This is a genomic window from Pseudoalteromonas sp. HM-SA03 (assembly GCF_002289345.1).
Taxonomy (GTDB): Bacteria; Pseudomonadota; Gammaproteobacteria; order Enterobacterales; family Alteromonadaceae; genus Pseudoalteromonas.
Map to the genome: position 1 here is coordinate 1 of NZ_NSDG01000044.1, position 23,677 is coordinate 23,677.

The window sequence follows — 23,677 nt, forward strand, 5'->3', positions numbered from 1 at the left end:
GAGACTTAGAAGATAGCATGGAGCTGTGGAGTGAAATCCATCGTTTTATGGATAACACACAACCTATACCTACATCCTTTTACAAAGGCTGGCAAGAGGTAATCGAAAGCAGTGACTTTATGGAGCAAGATAAAATAATCATATTAGGTGAAGATTTAGTAAAACAAGCCCCTTTTTACGATTTAGAAAACGACCGTCCGTTAGATAAAGAGTTTTGGTAATACTCGAATTAATCTCTATGACAAGGAGTTTTTGTGACAATAAATAAGTTAATTAAGAAATGCGTTGAGCATATTCTAGATGAAGGAACGCCCACTCGTGCAATCAGTGATGTGAGTGTGCAAAATCAACAACCCAAATATGGTCAAGCTCATCAACAACAGCCGCAACAAGTAATACGGAATGGTCAGCAAGTTACGATGACAAGATCTCAAGTTTCAACAAAGCGAGAGCCCAACCCAGTCGCTGAATTTTTGATTAAAGCCATTGTTATTTTGATAGGCATCTTTGCAGTTGGTGCTTTATGTTTCGATGCATATTATTTAAATAAACGAGGCGACAATGCAGCTGTCGGCTTAATGATGGCAGCCGTTGGTGTGATGTATGGGTATCACTTTATTATGGCAAAGCTTAGCGATTACACTCAGCTTATAAAGACATCCCGTTTTGTAGCATGGGGCTTAAATGTAGCAGGTACGTTTTATAGCCTATTTATCTTTGCCGATTTGCTGTCTGACTTTCGCGGGCACTCAGAGGATCAAGTAGCCCTTATCATGGCGTTCATCAATATCGTTTTTATAGGACTTTTGTTCTTTCTAATGCAAAAGATAAAGCAACCCACAAAGCAAATTGATTAAACTCCTTGAAGTAATAAGCCACCGCTAAAATCGGTGGCTTATTATTTTGAGCCTGTGCGCATTCAGGAACCCTGATTTACTGACTCTTTTGCATTAACTTTAAATAGTTGTTGTAAATATGGCTTACTTGCATCGTTGATTTACCTGCACTTATACCATGGCAACTAAAGCAGTTAGACGACTTAATTTGTGGCTCACTGCCTGTTACATCACTATCGATGGAAGTTTGGGTATAAGTTTCCATAGTGATATTGGCAACCGCCAATGAGCCGCGTAACGCCTCGTTGGCTCCCTTACCCACAATATCGCCACTAATGCCATTTGCAAAATCGTAATCTTGCGTGCTCAGCCAGATTGATCCGGCGTAAAAGTAGTTACTCCAAACGGGATTCTTTTGTTCCAGTTTTACATTCACTAAGCTATTTAGTTCAGTAATATTATTGAAGTTAGTTTCATCTTGAGCTTGTTGTGTCTGACTCCCCACCAGCTCAGGGTTATCACCCGCTATATATGGATTGCCGTTTGGCACGCCGTATTGATATAACCGAAACGTGTTGGTCGTAGTTTCAGAAGCTGGATACGTTAAATGTGCATTTTGCACTTCTGTTCCGCCCCGATAAAATAGCAGATCGTGACTATTACTCACTACTTTATCTTGCTGTAAGTAAGCCGTGCTTTTCTTAAACTTTCCCTCAGAGCTATAGTAATCTGGTGCACTCAATTTATGCTCGAACGTCGCCCAAATAAACTCTGGGTGATTTTCAACCACACCGACAACATGCATGCCAACGAGCGCCACTTCTCCCGTACCGCTATATTTATTGTCTTTTTGGTAAACCGCTTTACGAATATAAAAATGCTCAGCTAAATCAAGCTTTGGATAGACTTGCTGCAGCGCTTTGACATCCATCCAAGCAACCTTTAACTCAACCGACCCCACAGCAAATTCAGCTTTGCTATCTGCTTTAGGGTGGGAGGTTGCTGACTTCATATAAGTGTCGTTAACGTGGATCGAATAATGGACGGGCGTCCCACCAAACTTGCTGTAAATAACGCCACCTGATCCTGCTTGGTTTATATCTTCCAAGATCAACACATTTGCGGGGCGAAGTCCGGTTGGGTTTAATAAATCATTCCAAGGAGCAAAATAAGGTTTTAGTGCATTATCAACCTGCCAAAACCCAGAACCAAACATCAACAAGCCGCCAGGAGCACGCTTGTCAGGCTGCGTTAAATAGAGAAACTTATTCCACGACCACTGATGAAAATCGCAGTTTGTCGAGAGATCTTTACCACCTTTAAATGCAAACGGACTATTTGCACCTTCAGGAGGATTTGGCACAGGGCTGCCAAACCAATCGTTATTCGGTTTACAAGAAGTATCGTTCGAGTAAGCAAGCGCACTTGGCGCAGCCAGTGTACTTGTAGCAAGCAATAATGACATTCCAAGTAGTTGAAGTTTAGTGCGTGTAATTGATGACGGTAGCATGATGCTTTCCTTAAGATGTAAAACTCCTGTTAAATCTAGTTCATCAAAACGGAAGTTATCAATTACACAGCATTACATTTAATCTGTATTTCACCCTTTTTAAATGCTTAAAACCGCATGTTTATCGCCTGCTGATCCGTTACTTACTGCGGTGAGCGAAGCTAAAGCTTTGCTCTGGCACCAGCTGACCGCTTAAATCGTTTGGCGTTGAGTAAAACGACACATTTAACATGTCTTTTTGGTTGTCTAATTCGATATGCGCAAAGCCCCAAGTAAAAGCTTTATTCCAGACTAGCTCGTACTCTGGGTAACGCTTTTCTTGATAGTTAGCAAGCGGTGTATGCGTGCCGCGCATTTTTGATGCGGCGCCGCTGATAATAAGTGGTAACTTAGGCTTTGTGTTTCCAGGGAGTACACGTGAGCAGTCGTCCGTTAACAGTTCCAAATCATGCTCATGGCCTGCGATATATGCATCTGCATACTCACATAGTTCGGGTAAGATTAAGCGGCGTAGCACATGTGCTTCATCGTACTTGGTGCCACCAATAGACCAAAGTACATGGTGTCCATATACAATTTTCCATTTTGCGGTTGAGTTTTTAAGCCCATTTGCAAGCCAAGCCAATTGCCTGTGATCTTCCCCATTGACAGGTTGCTCATGTTTTTCAATGTCTTCAACTTCGGCTTGACCACTCGCCAGTGCACTCGCCAATCCCTGCTCGCTACCNGTTTTAGTGGAATTTCGTAATAATGCTGGCCAGAGAGCAACATATTGGTATCAAGTACAAAAAACTCGACATTATTGCCTGTCTCACCAAAGGTGTAGCTGTAATAACCTTTGCCATCCATGTGAAAATTAGCTTGCTTAGCCATCCACTCGGTCTGTAATTTCACGCCGCGACGGGACGTCTTCCAATCGTGGTTGCCTAACGCTGAGTACACGACCAATTCTGGGTTTTGAATAAGGAGCGGCTTTAGCGGTCCTAAAATCAAGTCATCCATACGCTTTTGGTCGTCTTTGCCATCATTAGCCGCCGCACCGTCAGGATAGATATTATCACCAAGCTGAATAGCAAAGTCGCATGGCTTTTTCTCACACAAAGAGGCCATTGCCTGTCCAACCACCAACGCACCGGTTTCCTCCGTTGCGGTTTCGGTTCCCGGATAAACATAGATAGGCGCATGATTAAACTCTTCGAGCGGGCGATGCTCTTCTAACCAATCCGCCTTTTCAGCAGCAATAAACTCGGCCTTATTTTTAGGCGATTTAATGTGCTTTGTTTTTGGATAATCTGGGTGATAGCCGCCATCACCAAAGGCCAGAAAGTTAATATTTTCTGCGGCTTGCGCTGCGCTACTAAGCGCGAATAGTAATGCTACTGATGTTATTTTCATTGTTACCGACACAGTGTTACCACTGCATCCTCCTGCATATAAATAAGGTGGGTGTCCTGCTAATACCTAAGATCCTAACTCGATACGGTGGCTGTCCTTTTAATAATCCTTTTGCTTTTACAATGCTTTTACAAGGACACCCACCTTTATTTCTTTCTTAGAAGGATGTTACCGTTACTCCAAGCTCAAATGAACGCCCATAGGTTTCGTATTGGTAGTTGTAACGAGTGTCGCCTTGATAAATGCTCATCGGCTCGTCGGTTAAATTGATCGCGTTGAAATAAAGCTGAGTTTGCTCGGTATAAAAGTACTTCATGCTGAAATCGAGTTGCAGATGGTCGTCTTGGAAAACGCGCTGCTTGTTCTCTTCAAACAAAAAGCTTTTGCTCTTGTACGACGCACTTAACCTTGCACTTATTTGGCTATTTTCATAACCAAACATCAGATTACCCACGGTGTCGGATTGGTTTGGTAAGTTATCATCAGCGTCAATAAATGTACCATTCGCTGAGAGCATCAAACCATTTTTAAAGTTCTTCGTGTACGCAAGTTCTACCCCTGTTAGTTCAGCGGTGCCGCCATTAACACTTTGAATAACTTCTTTATAGCCTTGCCACTGACCGTTATCTTGCACCTCGGCTTTGGCAATAAAATTATCGATGTTTTTGTGAAAAACGCCCGCAGATAACACGCCAATCGCACCGGGGTAATATTCTACCGAGAAGTCATAGTTTGTTGACTTGTATGGGTCTAAGTCTGGGTTTCCGACTTCGGCTTTACGCTCAATTTCAATTTCGCCATCATCTTTTGTGGTCTCTGTTTCTATGATTTGAAATGCTGCTGCATCTTCAAAGCTTGGACGCGCAAGAGTTTGTGTATAGGCAAAACGGGTGATCAGCTTATCGCTGATTTCATAGCGTAATGTTAAATTTGGTAATAAATGGTCGTAGCTATCTTCAACTTGCCATTGGTTGATCTCGACGCGCTCAACGTCATTCACTTCATCATTAATGAGTTCAACACGATTACCACTCGTTGCATAGTCTGTGCCTTCGTATCTAAAGCCTGCAATAACATTGAGTTTATCAATATCGACCGTCAGCATCGCGTAGAGCGCGGTGACGGTTTCTTCACTGGTGTATGAACGACCTTGTGTTTCAATGTCAGTTTCAAGCTGGTTTAGCTCAAGGGAACTGCGCTTACTGTAAAAGTAGTCGCGGATCTGGCCGCGACTTAAACCCGGACCAAAGGCCCCAAGCTCATACTCAGGCTCATTGGCGGCAAAGTCTTTCGCCGTTAGGTCATCAAAGCCGCCGTCATATAGCTTGGCATCAACGCGGTTAAACTTTTCACGGTCGGCATATTTACCACCAAATTTAATTTGCGCATTGTGACCAAGTAAAGTGAAGTCTTTAGTTAAGTCCAGTCTAAAGCTGGTATTTTCATCTTCACTTAGGTTGTTCTCCCAGACAATTTCATCGATTTCAAAATTGCTAAGCTGCTGGGAAGCTTCATCCGCTGCAAGCGTGGGTGTCTTACCATCCACTACATACCCTAGCGCAAAATCTTCTCCAGCAAATGAGGTATCCAAGCGATTTGGCTCGCTTTCATCTGATTTCGAGTAGCCAATGCTGTATTCAATAAACCAATCCTGCACTAAGTTTTCGCCGCCCAAAACCACAGATAAAATGCTTTGCTCTTCATATCTGTCTTTGGTATCTCTATCCATTTCTGCACCTGAGAAATAGGCCGCATTTTGACTTAGCTCATCGGCAAATACATCGCCTTTGTCAAACTTGTACTCATTGCGTTGACGAAATTCATCGTCAGAAAACTTGCTGTAGAGCGTGCGTAAGTAGTATTTATTAAACCCTTTGTGATGCACATCAAGATTCAGTGCCGCCCCTAAACGCTCTCGCGTAATACGATAGTGGCGCTGCTCCATTTCCTCAGCACCAAAAAAGCTCACTTCTTCTTCTGAGTTCACATCGTCCATTTCTAGTTTCATCCAGCCGCCGTCGGTTTCCATATTATGAGAACCAAACTCACGCTCAAACCAAGATACCGCCGTTGCAACCCCAACTTCCAACTCTTTGCCTGCGGCATAAATATCGGTGAAGCTAAACGACGCTTTTGGACTGGTCTCGCTCACCTGTTCATTGTGTGACGCTTGTAACGTCACGCTGTGGCTCTGCCCTTCTCGGTCAAAAGCACTGAGGCTTTTTACTTCGATGCTACCACCCACCGCTGATGCGTCCATATCCGGTGTGACCGTTTTGCTCACCTCTAGGCTTTGCACTAATTCACTTGGGATGACATCCATCGCCACCGAGCGCACGCCCGCTTCAGGAGAAGGCACGTTGGCACCATTGATGGTCACGTTGTTGAGATTTGGGTCGATCCCACGAATTGCCACAAAACGGCCTTCACCTTGATCTCGCTGAATAGAAAGCCCAGGCAGACGTTGCAGTGCTTCTGCTGCGTTTTGATCCGGCAACTGACCGATGGAATCCGCGCTGACGATCGACTTAAGCGATAGCGCATTTTTTTGTCGGTTTAATGCACCTGCTTGTCCAGCTCTTTGCCCTACAACAATAATATCGTCCATTTGGCCCGTTTGAGAACCAAGCTGTACTTGAACATCGGTGACTTGGTTATCAGTAATTGTGATGCTTTTAGTCACTGTTTCAGCGCCAAGATAACTTATCTCAAGCGTATAATTACCCGCAGGGACATTCGTTGCGGTAAAGCGACCATCTCGCTCAGAGATAAGGGTTCTGTCCAATTCTTTGATCACCACTTTTGCCCCATGAAAGTGGCTCTTTTGCGATACGGAGCTAACTTGCCCTGTTAGGGTGTTAGCATTTGCAGCTGAGCTTAACGTCAGTCCAGCGCAGATCATCGCAACGGCAGAAAGTGTAAAGCTTGTCGGTAGGTTTTTTTTCATTATTTGCTCGCACAGGTTGAGTAGAATTTTAGCGCCTCGCTAAAACGTCGCGGCTACCCTAATGCGAAAACGTGACGCTTTTATTTCACTCAAGTGCGCTGCGGCCTATAACAGGACGTTTATGCCAGCCGAGCGCATGAATTTGAGCCGATATGACCCCCCAGCCCTTAGGATTTTGGCAACGATATTTAACCTGAACTCTGAATAACAATCGGTTTGCTAGCTGCTGTTACGCAAAAATGTTGCAGTTTTTGTCATAAAAACATCGCCTTTACTGAGCTAAATTGACCCTATCAGCACCAAGCGCAAATTTTTACTATATCGCTCTACATTTTGACTAGACAACAAATATGAAACCTCAGCCTTTTTTACTTCATCAATCGCGGTGGTTGCTACTAATGCTACTCACACTGGTTGCCATTACCATTACAGCCTATACCTCAGTACTGCGACCACTGTCGGAAGTCAATTGGCTCGATAGCCTTGGTGAAGGCGGCCTCACGCTGATGACACTGATTTGGATTGCAGTGACCTTGCTCACTCGACCAAAAGGACTCGTCACTAACCTGCTGTTTGCAGGGTTGAGTGCCATGTATGTTTCTATGCTGTGGGATTTTTTGGATGAGATGGTGGTGTTCACGCCCCATTATTTAACTAGTTTTGAAGCGATCCCAGCTTGCTTTGGCATGGTGCTGATGAGTATTTCAGCCTATTACTGGTATAAGGAACAAAGCATATTCAATCAAACCTTAATGAAAAAAGAGCGTTTTTATCGTGACCACAGCATGACCGACTTTGTCACCGGCCTCTACAGCGTAGAGTATATGCAAAATCAAGTTCGCCACGAACAATCCCGCCTTGCCAATGGCAATAGCCCATTTTGCTTAACGCTATTCGATATATGTGATTTTGCCGCTTATTCTCGCCAGCATGGTATGCAAAAAAGTAATCAGTTACTGCGCGATATTGCCGATATGCTCTCCTTGAGCATGCGGGAGAGTGATCTGCTATGTCGTTTTGCAGCGGATAAATTTGTTGTCGTTCACCCGCAAACCAATCATGTTCAAGCCCAAGCTTTTGCCAACCGTGCGGCTGAATTTATCGCTCGCCACGCCAACTATGATGACGGTGAAAACCAGCCGCAATATAGTGCAGTGAGATGGAGCTGTATCGAAGTTGATGGCAAACACTGTGAATTTGAATCTCTGATAGCAGCGCTTGTGAACGAGCTGAATCAGGCCAAGGAAGCCACGGCTTAATGTCCTATTTTGAGTGTCAAACAAAACAACTTGCGAGTCGCTATTTTGCACTCCCCTTGGTGGAGTTGGCTTCTCAGCGCGGTGTACATGCAGACATCATTTTGAAAGGCAGTAAGTTGTTTTATACCGATCTGCACGCTAACCCAACCTGCATTAGTTATGAGCAGTTTGAAACAATAGTAAGCAACCTTGTCAGTCAGGCGAGCTGTCAGGAAGTCAGTTTTATTTACGGCCAATACCTACTTAATACGCTAATCAGTCACCATGCCGAGCTGTTATTTAATTGCCACAATATACAGCAATTACTCAAAGTGCTTCTGCTTAGAGGTTTGGATATATTGCCTTTTTACCACGTTAGAAAACTCCAGACAGAAACAAGCTGCCATTTACTGTTTTCACCCGCCATTGCAGAAGGTAAGCCTGCGGTCACGCGATTTTTATGTGAAACAATGGCAAGCCTTTGTTGTGGCTACCTTAAGTGGCGCAGCCCAGAAACCATATTAACATTGCAGTTTCCGTATACAAAGCCAAAACAAGTCGCGCAATACCTGAGCCATATACACCTAGCTTACAGCTTTGATCACAGTGATTTTGCCGTTGTAATGAGTAACCAAGCTTTAGCTCAGCAACAAATTGGCACGTTCCCTTATTTAGTGGCTCGGCAGTTAAAAGCCTTGCCCTCACCACAGCGTGGATTTCTCGCCCAGCTGCACCGCTTACAGTTAAAATACCCTAAATATCATAGTGAGCAAATCGCCGAAATGATGGGCATGAGCGCTGCAACTTTTAAACGTAAACTCAAGCTACATCAGACTACTTTTATTAACGAAAAAGACAGACTGCATCGTCAACAAGCCATGTTTTATGTGACTGAGCAAGGCTATTCCAATGAACAAATTGCAACCGCTTTACAGTTTAGCGACATCACTAATTTTCGCCGTGCATTTAAGCGCTGGACGGGATTAACGCCTTCTTATTTTCGTAAGATTTAACTTTATCCCCCATTTTTTCTTCTACACTGAAATGGATCTTGCGGTTACTAGGTCTTTTATAACGTGACTGCGTTTCGATAATCCCAGGGGCTAAGCACATTAATAGATAACAAAGAGGATTAAAAACATGAAAGCATTAACGGGCGCTGCAATGGCGATGGTGGTAGCGGGTTTGGTCGGTTGTAATAGCACAGAAAGCAATTCTACAAGCGCACAAGCTGCGACAGCTGAAACAGATTTAGTGCATTGTTATGACGTCAATGTTTGTGGTGGACATAACGATTGTAAAACAGCGAGTAATGCCTGCTCAGGACAAGCTTCTTGCAAAGGTACAGGTTTTGTTGCCATGCCGAGCAAAGCGTGTAGTGATGTCGGTGGCAATCAAAAAGACGCTTGGATTGGCAGTGTCGCAAAGGCCGACCTTGTGCACTGCCACGATGTCAACGTTTGCGGAGGCCATAACGATTGTAAAACCGCAAGTAATGCTTGTGCGGGACACGCTTCTTGCAAAGGGACTGGATTTGTCAGCATGCCAGCAAAGGCCTGTGCTGACATTGGTGGCAAAGCAGAAAGCTAATAAGCGTTAACCTCGGCGCGTGTTTATCTATCAAGATTATTATTGCAATAGATAAACACGCACAATGCATTAAAAGAGCGCAATTATGTCAGTACCCTTTTTGGGCTTTGGTCTTGGTCTACGCACGTGTTATTTTGACGCTATTATCGACACTCAGCCACAAGTAGATTGGTTTGAGATTATCTCTGAGAATTACTTTGTCGACGGCGGCAAGCCTTGGTATTACCTCTCGCAGATTAAAGAACGCTACCCCATTGTGATGCACGGAGTATCGATGTCGATAGGCAGTACTTCGCCCCTAGATATGAATTACCTTGCGCAACTTAAACGCACCATCGCACGGGTTGAACCCGAATGGGTGTCAGATCACCTCTGCTTTAGCAGCTTAGGCGAATTTAATAGCCATGATTTATTGCCACTTCCCTACACCGAAGAAGCGCTGATACAGCTCACCGCAAGAATCAAACAAGTGCAGGACTACCTTGAGCGTCCAATGATCTTCGAAAATGTCTCAAATTATTTAAACTACAAACAATCTGAGCTGACAGAGTGGGCGTTTTTGAGCGAATTACACCAGCGTACCGGATGCCAGTTATTGCTCGACATCAACAATGTATATGTAAGCTCGCGCAATCACCAATTCGATCCAATAACTTACCTAAACGCCATACCAACACAAGCGGTCGCGCAAATTCACTTGGCTGGCCATAGCGATTTTGGGACCCATATTGTTGATACGCACGACCAACCAATTTGCGAAGAGGTATGGAGTTTATATCGACAATATACTCAAAACAGATCTCCCATTAACACTATGATTGAGCGTGATGATAACTTTCCTGAGCTCGCGGGATTGTTACAAGAGCTGAACTTGGCCAAAGGAATAGCCCCTAGTAGTTGGAGAACATATGGCTGATCTCGCCGCGCTGCAACACGCCTTTATTGCAATGCTAAAAGGCGATGACAGCCAATTAATGGCTGAAATTGAATATCAAAGTGGCCTAAATGTCGCGCAACGTGCGCAAATATACACTAACGCTTACCACATCAGATTAAAAAAAGTGTTAGAACAAGATCACGAAATGCTTGGCTTTTACTTGGGTGATGCCCTGTTTGATGAGATGTTTTCGGGCTATCTACAGCATTTTCCTTCGCGTTCGACCTCATTGCGCCAGTTTGGCGATGCACTTCCTGAATATTTAAGTCAATTTGAGCCATTTAAACGCTACCCAATTCTCACTGAAATTGCACAATTTGAGCGTACATTACTCAGTGCTTTTGACGCAGAAGATGCGCCTCAATTGGGACTTGTGCACCTACAAAAAATTGCAGCTGCACAATTTCCAAACTTGCAGTTTACTTTTCACCCCAGCGTTCACTTATTAGGATTTACACATAATGCGGTCGACAGCTGGCAAGCGTTAAAGAACAGTACACCAGTCCCTGAAGTGTCGACAAAGCCAAACTACTGGATACTCGCCAGAGAGCGCGATATGCGCACTGGGTATCACTCGTTAACGGAAGCAGAATTTGCTTGTCTACAAAGCATGAAGAATGCACTGCCGTTTAGTTTTGTCTGTGAATACGCGGCCGAGCAAAGTGATGATTTAGCACAAGGCACAGCAATGGTGATGCAGTTACTACAAAAAGGGCTTAACTTGGGATGGTTTAGTGGCTTTAAAGTTGCGATATTCAACAAATCGGCATAGAAAATGAGGATCAAAGAGAAGCTAAAGCTGTATCAACCAGGTTTAATAATAAGCATGGTTTTCACCTTGGTTGGTTTTGTCCTTGTTAACAATTCAAAAGTCAAAAACCAAGCCTAAATGTAAAGATAAATTAACAAAAATCACATACCCTATACTCATTTGGAATTTTTACAGCCTATTTATTCCCCTTTCCTTGTAGTGTTACCTCTCCCTAAAATAAAAATTAACCACATGTATTTATTGGTAAAATATAAAAAGCAGGAGCAAACCTCTCGCTTATCTGGTCAGCTAATCTATGCATTAAAATACGCATTGTAAATTTTTTTTGTATTTTTTGTTTATTTTTAAGCTTTACTTCTATCCTAGTGTAACCAGTCGAAATTATGTGCAATTTTTATTTAGCTGGCGTTGTTCACTATCTTAAGACAAATGCAACCAAGCATTGAACTTTGGTGAGTAACGCGTCTACAGCAGCTAGATAAATTCATAACCTTGAGGTTGGTAAACACAATTAAACAAAACAACATGCAAGGAACAACAAAATGCGTAAATTAAGTGCTATTAGTTTTGCAGTATTAGCGGGTTTGACTTCCGTCAACGCACAAGCCGCTAAAATACTTAGCGTAGAATCAAACAAAGCAATCGAAGATCAGTACATTGTGGTGTTCACAACACCTTCTGTTTTAAATGTCAAAGACAGTAAAGCGGTTGCAGCCTTCGCTAATAAGCAAGCTAAAACGTTACAGAATCAACATAACGTAAGCATTACAAAAGAGTTTGGTGGCGTGCTAAACGGTGTGGTGATTAATGCATCGGCAAAGCAACTAAAAGGTCTGCTTAATAATCCAAATATTGACTATATCGAACAAGACCAAGTGGTTACAGTGACCCCCGCTATCACAGCAAGCGGCGACCAAGCTAATCCAACTTGGGGTTTAGATCGCGTCGATCAACGTAACCTCCCCCTAAACTCAAACTACCATTATGATTTTGATGGCACTGGCGTAACGGCCTATGTTATCGATACAGGTGTTCGCATTAGTCACAATGAATTTGGTAACCGTGCATCACATGGTTATGACTTTGTTGATAATGACAATGATGCAACAGACTGTAACGGTCATGGTACCCATGTTGCTGGCACAATTGGTGGCGGTGAATATGGGGTAGCGAAAAACGTCAATATCGTTGGCGTAAGAGTATTGGGTTGTAACGGCTCGGGTTCATATTCAGGCGTTATTTCTGGTATCGATTGGGTTAAAAACAATGCATCAGGCCCATCCGTTGCTAACATGAGTTTGGGTGGTGGCGTTTCTCAAGCGGTTGATGACGCAGTAAATAACGCAGTTGCCTCAGGCGTTAGCTTTGTTGTTGCGGCGGGTAATGACAATAGCAATGCCTGTAATTACTCACCTGCACGTGCAGCCAATGCAATCACTGTGGGTTCAACCACAAGTAGCGATGCCCGTTCGAGTTTCTCAAACTATGGTAACTGTCTAGACATTTATGCACCGGGTTCAAGTATTACTTCAGCTTGGTATAACTCAGATACATCAACCAATACCATCAGCGGTACTTCGATGGCCGCACCGCACGTTGCGGGTGCTGTTGCGCTATATTTGGATGAAAACCCAGGTCTAAGCCCGTCACAAATTGATAGCTTGCTGAGCCAACGCTCATCAAAAGGTAAAGTCTCTAACCCACAAAGCGGTTCGCCTAATGAACTACTTTATACGCTAGCTGATGGCACTGATCCGGACCCTGATCCTGATCCAATCACAGAGCTAGTTAATGGCCAAGGCGTCAGCGCATCAGGATCAGCTAATCAACAAACTTTCTATAAGCTGGTTGTTCCAGCAGGCACTAGCGCACTGAACTTCTCACTTGCTGGTGGTACTGGCGATGCCGACCTTTATGTACAGCAAGGCACTCAACCAACGCTGAATAGTTACGCTTGTCGCCCTTATCAAAGCGGTAATAATGAATCATGCGATTTCACAAACCCTACCGCGGGTGATTGGTATGTAATGCTAAATGGTTACTCTGCGTATGCAAATGCAACCCTCACTGGCACTTACTCATCAGATCCAGGTGGCTGTGGTAGCAACTGCTTAGAAAATGGCATCCCTGTAAGTGGCCTAGCTGGTGCATCTGCCCAAGAATTGCTATACACGATTGATGTTCCAGCAAACGTAACATTGACAGTAGCAAGTTCTGGTGGGTCTGGCGATGCAGACCTATATGTACGTAAAGGTGCAGCACCAACGACTTCCACCTATGACTGCCGTCCATTCTTAAATGGTAATAATGAATCTTGTAGTTTAAGTTCAGGCCAAGGTGCAACCTATTACATCAAGTTGCGTGGCTATTCTAGCTTCACTGGCGTAACACTTGTTGCAAGCTATTAATTGGCTTTATTACAAATAAATCTCATTTCGTTTGGGGTTTATTGAAAAAACAAGTACAGTGGTGGTTCATTTGAGCCGCCACTTTTGTTTTTAATGAGTATTGTACTAGACCTCTACAGCCAATTATTACATCAAGGGTTTTATGACCATGTGTCTGACGGTGAACTACACACCGAAGTGCCGCTCATCTGTAGTAGTATCTCGCAAGTAAAGCTCGATGGCATTATTTACCATCGCACTGCACAAACTGCAACGAAGATGCCTGAAAACTATGGTAGTCTGATCCTCATAACTGAAGGAAATGGTTGGTGGCTGACTGAGCAATCCTTGCAGCGTGCTGATCTAACGCAGCTAATCTATCTTGAAGCAAATCAAAAACATGTGTTTCATCTTCCTACACAATACCACGCTGTTAGCTTCAATTTTCCAATCAATTGGCTAGCATCTCGAACCGGCAAGCGGCTTTTACATGGACAAGCGCTGACAATTCCCTCTGGTCTATCAACATTATTCAAAACCGCCTTAACCACCACTACGCAAAATTTAACAGCGGCAAAGTGGCTCGAAGATGAAATTGTACTGCTGCTAAGTGCTTGCCAGCCGACCCAATTACCAAGGTCGCCGTTGACCAAATTAAAACGGCTCATCTCTACACATGCAAGTGATGAAGCATTTTGTATCGACATGCTATGTGAGCACTCTGGCTGGTCAAAACGTTATATTCACAAACTCTTTGCCGCATCTGATCTGAGTGCCAGTGAATATCTGATCCGCACCAGGCTCACTCACGCTTATTTTGACTTACTCAATAGTTCGGCATCATTAAATCAAATTGCTATTGATAGCGGATTTAAAAATCAGGCGCACTTCAGTCGCCGTTTTAAGCAATTATTTTCTCTTTCACCTAAGCAAATTTCACAACGAGTGCACTCTTAGACAAAACTGAACCTTGTAAATATATATAATAAGAATCACTCTCATTATCCATAGTAGTAGAACAATGAAAATTAACGCGCTCTATGCTGCAGTGTGCCTCTCACTGCTTTCTCAAACCACCAGTGCCAATGAAAACCAAAAAGATGAGTTAGAAAGAATAGAAGTTCAGGGCAGCCAATATAAAAGTACCGGAACAAAGTCGTCTTTAGCACCAATCAACGCGCCCTTTTCTATTTCTCATATAGATCAAGATACCCTGCAGCTACGCCAAGCTGACTCGGTCAATGCTGCGTTACGCTATGTTTCTGGTATCACACCTGAGAGCCGCAGTACAGTCACCATTTTTGACCAATACACTATTCGCGGTTTTGAATCTTATCGAAACTATTACGATGGCCTAGAACTGCAATCTAACAATCTTTGGAATTTATATCCTCAAGTTGATGCCTTTGCCACCGAAACCATTGAGGTGTTAAAAGGCCCAGCGTCAGTACTTTACGGCTCAGCCCCGCCAGGTGGCATGGTGAACCAAATTGCAAAGCTTGCTAATGGCACCGAGCAAACCCAAATCCGCCTGAGAGTCGGTAGCAGAGCACTCAAAGAAATCGGCATTGACCATGGAGGTGTGATCACCGATGAATTAAGCTATCGTGCCATTGCGCTATCAAGAACAAGTGATGGCCAGCAAAAAACAACAGAAGAAGAACGCACTGTATTTGCTCCTTCACTGCGCTGGCAACCGAACCATGATACGGCGTTAACTGCACAGCTTTATTACCAAGACGACCCCAAAGCCATACCATCTACCCCCTTACATAGCGTTGGTACGCTCACGCGTGCAAGTTACGGTTATCTAGATGCCGATGCATTTGCAGGCGATATCAATTGGTCTAATTTTGATAGAACAACGCTAATGGCAGGGCTAAAGCTGGAACACAATTTGTCCGACAATTGGGCTTTGTTTGCCAACTGGCGTTACACCGATGCAGAAGGCCTACAGCAAAATACCTACAACCAAAACTTAATTGCAGATAGCGATACCATACTTGCCCGTGCAGCATATAAAACCGATGAAACGCAACATGGCTATGTTTTAGACAACCAATTGTCTACTCACTTTACGGTTGGCAACTCATCACATCACTTACTCTTAGGTTTTGAATACAAGACATTAAGCTCTACAGTAGGATACTGGGATACACTCGGGACAGGCACACCAAGTATTAATCTAGCAGCGCCCAATTATGCAGCGTTTGATATAAGCGCGCTGCCACTTAACTTTTATACCGAAACGCACGATATTGAACAAAGTAACCGCGCGTTTTACATCCAAGACGAAGTGACAATATCAGCCTTGACCCTCTTGGCGGGTCTTAGATACGACAGTTTCACCAGTGATGTTACTGCTGATAAAAACTACGCTGGCACCGAGTGGCAAACAGAATCAAATATCGATGACACCCAACTCACCGGAAGGATTGCCGCACTTTATCAGCTGGATTCTGGTTGGCGACCTTACGTGAGCTATAGCCAGTCATTTGAACCCGTTGCAGGAGAAGATAGCGTAACTCAACAAGCCTTCAAACCAACTGAAGCAGAACAATGGGAACTTGGCGTTAAATATCAATCTCGCAATACACAGCTAACATTTGCGCTATTCGATCTCACCAAGCAGAACGAAATCATTAACAGCAAAGACTTTGTCACGAAAACTCAAGCCGGTGAAATCCAGTCCAAAGGTATTGAGCTTGAGGCTTCTCACACCTTTAACGAACAAGTTGATGTGCAGTTCAATGCCACGCATCTAGACCAGAAAGTCACTAAAAATGAATTAGACCAAGATTTAGTGGGTAAACGCTTAGTGTGGGTGGCTGATAACACCGCTTCGCTTTGGTTAAACTATTACCCAAGCCTGCTAGACGCACTTAAAGTCAGTGTTGGTGCTCGGTATGTTGGCGAGAGTTATGTTGGCAAATACAACTCAGATACCGTGCCATCCTATACCTTATTCGACATCGCCTTTGATTATGAACTCAGCGAGCAAGCCAGGCTCACCTTTAGCATTAGTAACCTCAGTGACAAGCGTTACGTTGGCGCATGCTATGACGAAAGTAACTGCTGGATGGGGGCAGAGCGCAAAGCCGATGTTGGTCTTCACTATCGCTTTTAGTCTCTCACCTAAGAGAATTTACGGAAAGATCTAAAAAGGTTTAAACGATTTAAATAGACACCTAAATTGATTTAAATTGATTTAAATGAAGATTTAAATAAACATCCACCTTTCCACTAAAGTGGGTGTCCTTGTTAATTCTGTCCTTGTTAATTCTGTCTGCCACGAGTAGCATGTTGGTGTTTAAATTCGAGGTAGACAGTGAAGATTTAAATGGAAAGATTTAAATGAAGATTTAAATAAACATCCACCTTAACGCACCTGAAAGCATTAAGGTGGGTGTCCTTGTTAATTCATCTCTTTGTTCATTCTCATTTAGCTTTAACTCAAAGGAAAACAATGCGTAAAACACTATTTAAATGGCACAGTGCAATGGCATTAATCGCGATACTGCCGCTCGCCGTTATGTCAGTCACAGGTAGCATGTTGGTGTTTAAATTCGAGATAGATAGTCTATTACTTCCAAAGCAAGCGACATTGACTTATCAAGACCAAGACGTCCAACGTCAGCCCATGAAGGTGCTCGTTAATTATGTCGCAGACACCCATCCAAATTATGAAATTGGTAGCTGGGAAATATTCGATGATGGCTATGAAGCTGATAGAGTCTATTTATTAAAGCATGGCACAGACACATGGTTTAAAACGTATCTAGATCCTTACGCGGGAAAAATGCTAAGCGAGCCTGTGGGTATTCACAGCGACTTTACTGATTTTATTCTTCACCTACATTACACCTTACTACTCGATAATGTGAGTAAAACCTTTCCACACATGGGTGTCGTTATTGGTTTAGCTGTGGCTATACTTTTTACCTTGCTCGGTGTTTCCGGTTTAGTGATATACCGGCGCTTTTGGCGGCGATTCTTTAGCTTTAGGCGCCAAGCCCCTCGGCTCGTCATTATGAGCGACCTGCATAAGGTAATTGGCATTTGGAGTGCGCCAGTATTGCTCGCGCTCGGCATTACTGGCGTTTACTTTAATGCAGTGGAGTATTATCACGAGGCTTTTGAACACCAAGAAGATGGGCACCATATTGTCAGTCACACAATGTTTAATCACTCATTAGATTTTGATGCCATGATGACCCAAAGCCATCGTGCGGTTGACGGACTTAAACCAACCTACTGGCTATTTCCATTTGAGCCAGAGCAAGCCAACATTACCATTTTTGGTAGCGTCGATGATGCCAACCCGTTCATTAGTAACTATGCAGCAACGGTTAGCTTTGATGCGCAATCTGGTAAACAAACCTTTGCATACGATATTCGAACGGCGTCTACTGTAGACCGGGTAATTGACAGTTTTAGAAAACTCCACTTTGGCCACTTTGCAGGACTTACCAGTAAAATAATTTGGTGCATTATGGGACTCGCCCCCGTATTGCTTGGTTTTACCGGGCTATATTTATGGTGGCAGAGAAAGCGTAAAAAACACAAGAGTAAGAAAAACCGTCAACTCGCCTTAAGCTGACGGTTCAAGTTTTAATCCAGATCCGTTATTGTCGTTATTATCAACAAATAACGAGCAATCACTATGAAACAACTTGGGCTAATTGGCGGTATGAGTTGGGAGTCAACACAAAGCTACTACCAGCTTATCAATCAAACCGTTAAAGCAAAGCTTGGCGGACTACACAGTGCCAAACTTTGCTTGTATAGCGTCGACTTTGCCGAAATTGCAGAGCTTCAAGCTGCTGGTGATTGGCAGAAAATGACGACCATTTTGGCAGGCGCTGCTACTTCGTTGAAGCTTGCCGGCTCAGATGCCATTGTGATCTGTACCAACACCATGCATAAAGTTTCAGATGAAATTAGCGCAGCATCAGGATTACCGATACTGCATATTGTCGATGCAACCGCGAAGCGACTTAAAGACGACGACGTAAAACGCATCGCGCTATTAGGTACGAGATTTACAATGCAACAAGACTTTTATAAAGCACGATTACAAGATCTTCACGGCATTGAGGTCATAACACCTGATGGGGACCAACAAGCTTTAGTTCACCACATAATTTATGACGAATTATGTCGCGGTGAAGTCAACGCGAGCTCAAGGCAAACTTATCTAGACATCATCGATGCACTCTATCAACAAGGGGCTGAAGGGGTTATTTTAGGTTGCACAGAAATCGGTTTGCTCGTTCAACAAGTGCATACTCAAGTCCCTCTTTATGACACGACCAAACTTCATGCCGAAGCCGTTGTAGAGTGGTTACTCGGGGCTACATCTTGCTTTATTCATGAGTAATATCAAATTTTGTTGTAATTAAAAAAATAACAACGAAATCGCTATTGTCGCGATTACTTGGCTACTATAGAATTAAATCTCACTTATTCTAATTAAATCAGGGATGTATTATGACCCAATACGACGAATATAAAGTTATCCATGTAGTTGAAGGTGGCTGCGGCACACTGTTACTTGGCTCAAGTGGATTACCGTTAAAAAAACTTGAAGCAACTTTAAACATGGAAGCGCAAGATGGCTGGCAGCTTGTTTTCCAAGTTATCGAAAACAAACGTTTTCTGCTATTTTGGAGCCGTGAAGCCGTGATCTTAACACTTGGTCGTAAACGTGCTTAAACGCTTTGCTCTATCTGCCATTCGCCGCTATCAAGCGAATGGTGGAGCAAAAACCCACTTCAATATAAGTTGTAACTTTACGCCGTCATGCTCTGAATATACCTATCAAGCAATCGAAAAATACGGCTTCTTTAAAGGCGTGCGTATCGGCTTTTGTCGTATCAAGCGCTGTAATGACCCAGATTGTATTGAAGTAAAGTCAGACCCCCTACCGTGACCAACCCTAGGAGTTTGCATGGACGAAATAGCATTAAGAGAACAAGAAGAATCGTTAAGAAACCAAGTTGCTCAGCTAAGTCCTGAAGCGCGCAAGCAGTACTACCAGCTAGAAGAACAGCTAGTAAAAGATCCTGATACTTACGCCGTACTCAATTACTTCTTTGCCGCAGGTTTACATCACTTTTATCTGGGTAAAACTGCACGAGGTGCAATTAACCTCACCTTGATGTTATTGGGGCTTGTGTTTATTCTCTTTTATGGCTGGGTTCTGCTAATTTTAGTGTGTTTAATTGAGCTACCTCAGTTATTTAATAGCCAAAAAATAGTGAGAAAATACAACATCGATGTGATGCGAGAAGTGCTAGATGAGCTCAAAGATACGCAACAGAGTCAAACAATCTAAAGAAACGCAGTGGCTTTGGATTATAGCGGCCACGGTAGTGGTCGTTTTATTTAGTGGTTATCAGTTTTATACCAAAGGCGTGCCTTATTTTGCTGAAAAGATTTCAGCCTCATTGCCCAAACCAATCTACCAAATCATCGACGAGGGTAGCCTAAATGAGCTAGATAACTCGGAATTTTCTGAATCAAAACTAAGTGAAATCAAACAGCAAGAGACTCGTGCTTTATTTGTCTCACTGCTTGGCACCAATGCATCGAGTGAACGTGAATTTAAACTTGAATTTAGGCAGTGGAAAGATAAAGCCAACGCCATGGCACTTGCCAATGGTACCATTGTGATCACCGATAACATGGTCGAACTGGCGTCTACTCAGCAAGAGCTTAGCGCAGTGTTACTCCACGAGATTGGTCATGTCGAGCATAATCACGTAATGGAATCCCTTGTGAGCTCCTCTATCGTATTTGTCAGTTTGAGTGTCGTATTGGGTGACATCTCTGCGCTCTCAGATCTTATGATGCAGGGCGCAATGTTAGGTATCAACCAAAATTACTCTCAGCAAGCTGAACTCGAGGCTGATTTGTACACGCATAACAAGCTAATGGCGCTGTATGGTAATAGTGACGCAATGATCTCTATATTCGAAAAACTCGCCAAGGAAAGCGATGAACAGCATAGTTGGTTAAGCACACACCCAAGTTTTGAGCAACGCATCGAGCAGCTCAAACAAAACCCGTGATCCTTAAAGGTTAAAATGGGTGTCTTATTAAATTCTGCTCAGTACAAACGTTTAAAAAGCCGCCAAATTTTAAAAAGACAAAAGAAAAGACAAAAGACACCCACCCATTTAGTATTTCATTTGTTAAATTGACTAAGGTAATCTACTCTTAACATACATTCAAAGGATTGAAGGTATCTAATATGGCCACTGCACGCTGCCGACAAATTTGTCTATCAGAAACCAAATATTATCACTGTATTTCTCGCTGTGTTAGGCAAGCCTACCTTTGCGGTCAGGATATAGCCACTGGACGTTCTTACGAGCATCGCAGAGATTGGGTCGAAGAAAAGCTACTCGCCCTCAAAAAAACGTTTTGCATTGATGTCTGTGCATATGCGGTTATGAATAACCACACTCATATAGTTCTGCACGTTGATATTCAAAAAGCCAAACGTCTAACTGACAAAGCTATTATCATTCGCTGGCACAAGCAGTTTAAAGGCAATTGGCTCACACATAAGTTTATTCGTAACGAGCCATTATCAGATGCGGAAAAGTCAATACTTGATAATACTATCAATATATATCGATCACGCATTACCTGTATTAGCTGGTTTATGAGAACACTTAATGAGTATATTGCACGACGAGCAAATCAAGAAGACCAATGTACAGGTCGGTTTTGGGAGGGGCGCTTTAAATCACAAGCGCTACTTGATGAAGCTGCACTTGCTGCGTGCATGGCTTATGTTGATCTAAACCCCATTCGCGCTAACCTAGCTAAGCTACCTGAAGAATCTAAATAACCTGAGGTTTGGATAAGGAATGTTCCAACTCATTGTTGCTAAAGCACAACTTAGTTTTTTCCTTGTCTAGCCAGAGAGTTTTAGGGAAAACAAGGCGAATTTACGCACCAATAGCTGGCTATTGGAAGTGAATTCAACGCAGTTAGCGCTAAAACTGGCTGCTAGAAAGGCATTAATTATCCGCAGCTCAGGTTAAATACACGAGTGTAAAAAGGCGCATTGAATCAGCCAAACAAGGAAAGCAACCTCGCTCACTATTCCGGTTTGTTGGCAATCCGAGAAAGCATATGCCTAAAGGTATACCGCTAGAGCTGTCATCATACCTCGAACTGATCGAACTCACAGGAAGCTGCATAAGAAGTGACAAAATAGGTTACATTAAAAACAAACAACCGATTTTAGACAGGCTAAACCTAACCTTTAAGAACTGGATAACCCTGACAACACAATTTAGTACTGTGATCCATGGAGCCGCCGGTAGCTTAGCAGCAAAGCAAAAATATTGTGATTCACTCTCAATTCAACGGCGTTCGAATATCTCCAATTGTGTAGCACTTTTTGGTTAATCATCAAATCAATTAAGAATTGAGAACCTAGACCAATTACGCCTTAGCGAAAAGCAATATAGTTTGCTCATTCATGCATCCATAATGCAGGCCAATCATAAACTTCAGAAATGGCTCTAGAGATTTCATGGATTAATTGAAAGCCATTGTCTGAGTTTGTCATAACAACAAAACCTCGGCCAACACTAGCAAAAGACACAGCATAGCAAGTATACCCGGCATTCCCACCACTATGTCTAAATCTATAAGCGTTACCTTCTCCATCGAGTCCTATTCCTGTACCACCAGCACCGGGAACTCTAGTAAGCATGACTTTCGCAAGATGTGGAGATAATAAGCTTTCTTCATCACCACGATAGGACTTACCTAGAGCAATCATAAATAATGCTAAATCAGAAGGAGTACTCCATAACCCCGCAGCTGCCTTTTCAGGATATAGCCGATAACCTCCAGCGATCATATTTGCTTGTAAATCATGACCTTTAGCAACTCTATATTGAGGCAGATTCAGCGACGCTAACTTAAAAGAGCTGTTATTCATGTTTAGGGGCTTTAATACCTGCTTTTCCATTAACTCAGAGAATGACAGCCCACTACTATCTTCCATCAACAGTTGCAAAACTGTCATGCCACCACCTGAATAAAATTCAGACTTCCCAGGTGTTTGAAACACTCTAACTGATGGGGAATTACTCAACTCACTCCCTTGTAAAACCTGTACGAGCGAAGGAGTTATTTGGTTTCTGCCATAACCAGCGAACCCTTGTACATTAAGCCCTGAGGTGTGACTCATAATTCGACTGGGTGTCACTTTATTTTCTTTAGTAAATTTATTATTGGGGACCTGCCAACGTGTAAGCTTACTGTTTACATCTTCATGTAGTCCAAAACGACCTAGCTCTATCATCTTAAAAGCACCAAAGCTCGTTACCGCTTTAGAAATGGAAGCAGCCTGAAACAGCGTATCCGGCGTTACATTCACTTTTGAGTACTCATCTGTAACGCCGTAACCTTTCGACCAAAGAATATGATTATTATCAAAAACAGTAATGCTAACAGCGGGGACGCGGTATGTGCTCATTCTGGATTGAAGTGTACTCGATGTTTCACTACTCACTCCGTTATCATTAATTTCGCGAATACTATGCTCGAATACTCGTTGTTTATTTATATAATCTGGTGCTACAGCTTTCAACTTTTGTTCTGCACAACTCGCCACAGTAACCAAAGCTGCCAGCAGTGTGATTTTCATATATCGGCCTATTCAAACACTAAAATATTATTGTCGTATTGAGGCCGTAAAAAGTTTGCTTTGACGACAATTAAGTTTCAAACATCAAACTAACTGTAGCGCCTGTATTGTTGGCATATGCAGATGTTGGCATATGCAGACACCCACTTTATCGTCACAGTTTAAAAATGGGTGTCTTTTTAACGTTTTCTCTCCGAGGAAAGCGACGAGCAACATAATTGGATAAACACATACCCCTGCGATTAACAGTAATTATTTCCTTTTACTGTACAACCCTATTACAGTTTTTAACTTGCAATCTCTGTTTCTAAATTAGAAAATCTGTTTTTAAGTGAATCACGGGTAAAAAATGAAACTTTCCAAACTTTATCTGCTACCTATAACAG

General features: G+C 43.0%; 18 protein-coding genes and 4 pseudogenes. 18 read left to right on the forward strand and 4 right to left on the reverse strand.

Annotation, left to right across the window (positions count from 1 at the left end; translation table 11 throughout):
* Both CKO50_RS08155 and CKO50_RS08160 read left to right on the forward strand, forming a co-directional pair.
* A pseudogene (locus CKO50_RS08155) lies at window positions 1–221 on the forward strand (hypothetical protein); the annotation flags it as partial.
* Window positions 222–254: 33 nt separating this feature from the next.
* Entirely contained in the window at window positions 255–857 is a 603-nt protein-coding gene (locus CKO50_RS08160) for a hypothetical protein (RefSeq protein WP_095727753.1), read from the forward strand.
* A 76-nt stretch (window positions 858–933) separates the two neighbouring features.
* Here the strand turns inward: CKO50_RS08160 and CKO50_RS08165 are convergent, their stop codons facing one another.
* The 3 genes and pseudogenes from CKO50_RS08165 to CKO50_RS08175 form a co-directional block, all read right to left on the reverse strand.
* On the reverse strand, window positions 934–2,346 hold the full coding sequence (locus CKO50_RS08165; protein ID WP_095727754.1) for a hypothetical protein: 1,413 nt from the start codon (window positions 2,344–2,346) through the stop codon (window positions 934–936).
* Between the two features lie 139 nt (window positions 2,347–2,485).
* Window positions 2,486–3,741: pseudogene (locus CKO50_RS08170) on the reverse strand (metallophosphoesterase).
* Between the two features lie 157 nt (window positions 3,742–3,898).
* Window positions 3,899–6,688, reverse strand: coding sequence for a TonB-dependent receptor (locus CKO50_RS08175; protein WP_095727755.1), 2,790 nt, complete (start codon window positions 6,686–6,688; stop codon window positions 3,899–3,901).
* 398 nt (window positions 6,689–7,086) lie between these two features.
* On the opposite strand from CKO50_RS08175, the gene CKO50_RS08180 reads away from it, so the two are divergent.
* The 16 genes and pseudogenes from CKO50_RS08180 to CKO50_RS24530 form a co-directional block, all read left to right on the forward strand.
* Window positions 7,087–7,947, forward strand: a complete 861-nt coding sequence (locus CKO50_RS08180; RefSeq protein WP_255229487.1) for a GGDEF domain-containing protein — start codon at window positions 7,087–7,089, stop codon at window positions 7,945–7,947.
* Window positions 7,947–8,939, forward strand: coding sequence for an AraC family transcriptional regulator (locus tag CKO50_RS08185; RefSeq protein WP_095727757.1), 993 nt, complete (start codon window positions 7,947–7,949; stop codon window positions 8,937–8,939). The genes CKO50_RS08180 and CKO50_RS08185 overlap by 1 nt, the downstream gene beginning before the upstream one ends.
* Window positions 8,940–9,066: 127 nt before the next feature.
* Window positions 9,067–9,516, forward strand: coding sequence for a hypothetical protein (locus CKO50_RS08190; RefSeq protein ID WP_095727758.1), 450 nt, complete (start codon window positions 9,067–9,069; stop codon window positions 9,514–9,516).
* Between the two features lie 85 nt (window positions 9,517–9,601).
* Entirely contained in the window at window positions 9,602–10,432 is an 831-nt protein-coding gene (locus CKO50_RS08195; RefSeq protein ID WP_095727759.1) for a DUF692 domain-containing protein, read from the forward strand.
* Complete coding sequence (locus tag CKO50_RS08200; protein ID WP_095727760.1) at window positions 10,425–11,225, forward strand: DNA-binding domain-containing protein; 801 nt, start codon at window positions 10,425–10,427, stop codon at window positions 11,223–11,225. Before CKO50_RS08195 ends, CKO50_RS08200 begins: the two co-directional genes overlap by 8 nt.
* Window positions 11,226–11,767: 542 nt before the next feature.
* Window positions 11,768–13,633, forward strand: a complete 1,866-nt coding sequence (locus tag CKO50_RS08205) for a S8 family serine peptidase (RefSeq protein WP_095727761.1) — start codon at window positions 11,768–11,770, stop codon at window positions 13,631–13,633.
* Between the two features lie 93 nt (window positions 13,634–13,726).
* Window positions 13,727–14,569 (forward strand): response regulator transcription factor, encoded by an 843-nt coding sequence (locus tag CKO50_RS08210; RefSeq protein ID WP_095727762.1) that lies wholly within the window; start codon window positions 13,727–13,729, stop codon window positions 14,567–14,569.
* Window positions 14,570–14,633: 64 nt separating this feature from the next.
* A complete protein-coding gene (locus tag CKO50_RS08215; RefSeq protein WP_095727763.1) occupies window positions 14,634–16,739 on the forward strand; it encodes a TonB-dependent siderophore receptor in 2,106 nt (701 codons plus the stop codon).
* 339 nt (window positions 16,740–17,078) lie between these two features.
* The gene (locus CKO50_RS08220) at window positions 17,079–18,212 is read left to right on the forward strand and encodes a PepSY domain-containing protein (protein WP_095727764.1); all 1,134 of its coding nucleotides are present in this window, start codon (window positions 17,079–17,081) and stop codon (window positions 18,210–18,212) included.
* A 63-nt stretch (window positions 18,213–18,275) separates the two neighbouring features.
* Window positions 18,276–18,992 (forward strand): aspartate/glutamate racemase family protein, encoded by a 717-nt coding sequence (locus CKO50_RS08225; protein ID WP_095727765.1) that lies wholly within the window; start codon window positions 18,276–18,278, stop codon window positions 18,990–18,992.
* Window positions 18,993–19,102: 110 nt separating this feature from the next.
* A complete protein-coding gene (locus CKO50_RS08230) occupies window positions 19,103–19,327 on the forward strand; it encodes a DUF4177 domain-containing protein (RefSeq protein ID WP_010603664.1) in 225 nt (74 codons plus the stop codon).
* The gene (gene yidD, locus CKO50_RS08235) at window positions 19,320–19,544 is read left to right on the forward strand and encodes a membrane protein insertion efficiency factor YidD (protein ID WP_095727766.1); all 225 of its coding nucleotides are present in this window, start codon (window positions 19,320–19,322) and stop codon (window positions 19,542–19,544) included. The genes CKO50_RS08230 and yidD overlap by 8 nt, the downstream gene beginning before the upstream one ends.
* An 18-nt stretch (window positions 19,545–19,562) precedes the next feature.
* Window positions 19,563–19,949: a hypothetical protein gene (locus CKO50_RS08240; RefSeq protein ID WP_095727767.1), complete on the forward strand. Its 387-nt coding sequence runs from the start codon at window positions 19,563–19,565 to the stop codon at window positions 19,947–19,949.
* The gene (locus tag CKO50_RS08245) at window positions 19,912–20,685 is read left to right on the forward strand and encodes a M48 family metallopeptidase (RefSeq protein ID WP_095727768.1); all 774 of its coding nucleotides are present in this window, start codon (window positions 19,912–19,914) and stop codon (window positions 20,683–20,685) included. The genes CKO50_RS08240 and CKO50_RS08245 overlap by 38 nt, the downstream gene beginning before the upstream one ends.
* Window positions 20,686–20,867: 182 nt before the next feature.
* Window positions 20,868–21,449: pseudogene (locus CKO50_RS08250) on the forward strand (transposase); the annotation flags it as partial.
* Window positions 21,450–21,670: 221 nt separating this feature from the next.
* Window positions 21,671–22,039, forward strand: a pseudogene (locus CKO50_RS24530) (transposase); the annotation flags it as partial.
* Between the two features lie 67 nt (window positions 22,040–22,106).
* On the opposite strand, the gene CKO50_RS08260 reads toward CKO50_RS24530, so the two are convergent.
* A complete protein-coding gene (locus tag CKO50_RS08260) occupies window positions 22,107–23,291 on the reverse strand; it encodes a serine hydrolase (protein WP_095727769.1) in 1,185 nt (394 codons plus the stop codon).
* Window positions 23,292–23,677 lie beyond the last annotated feature (386 nt).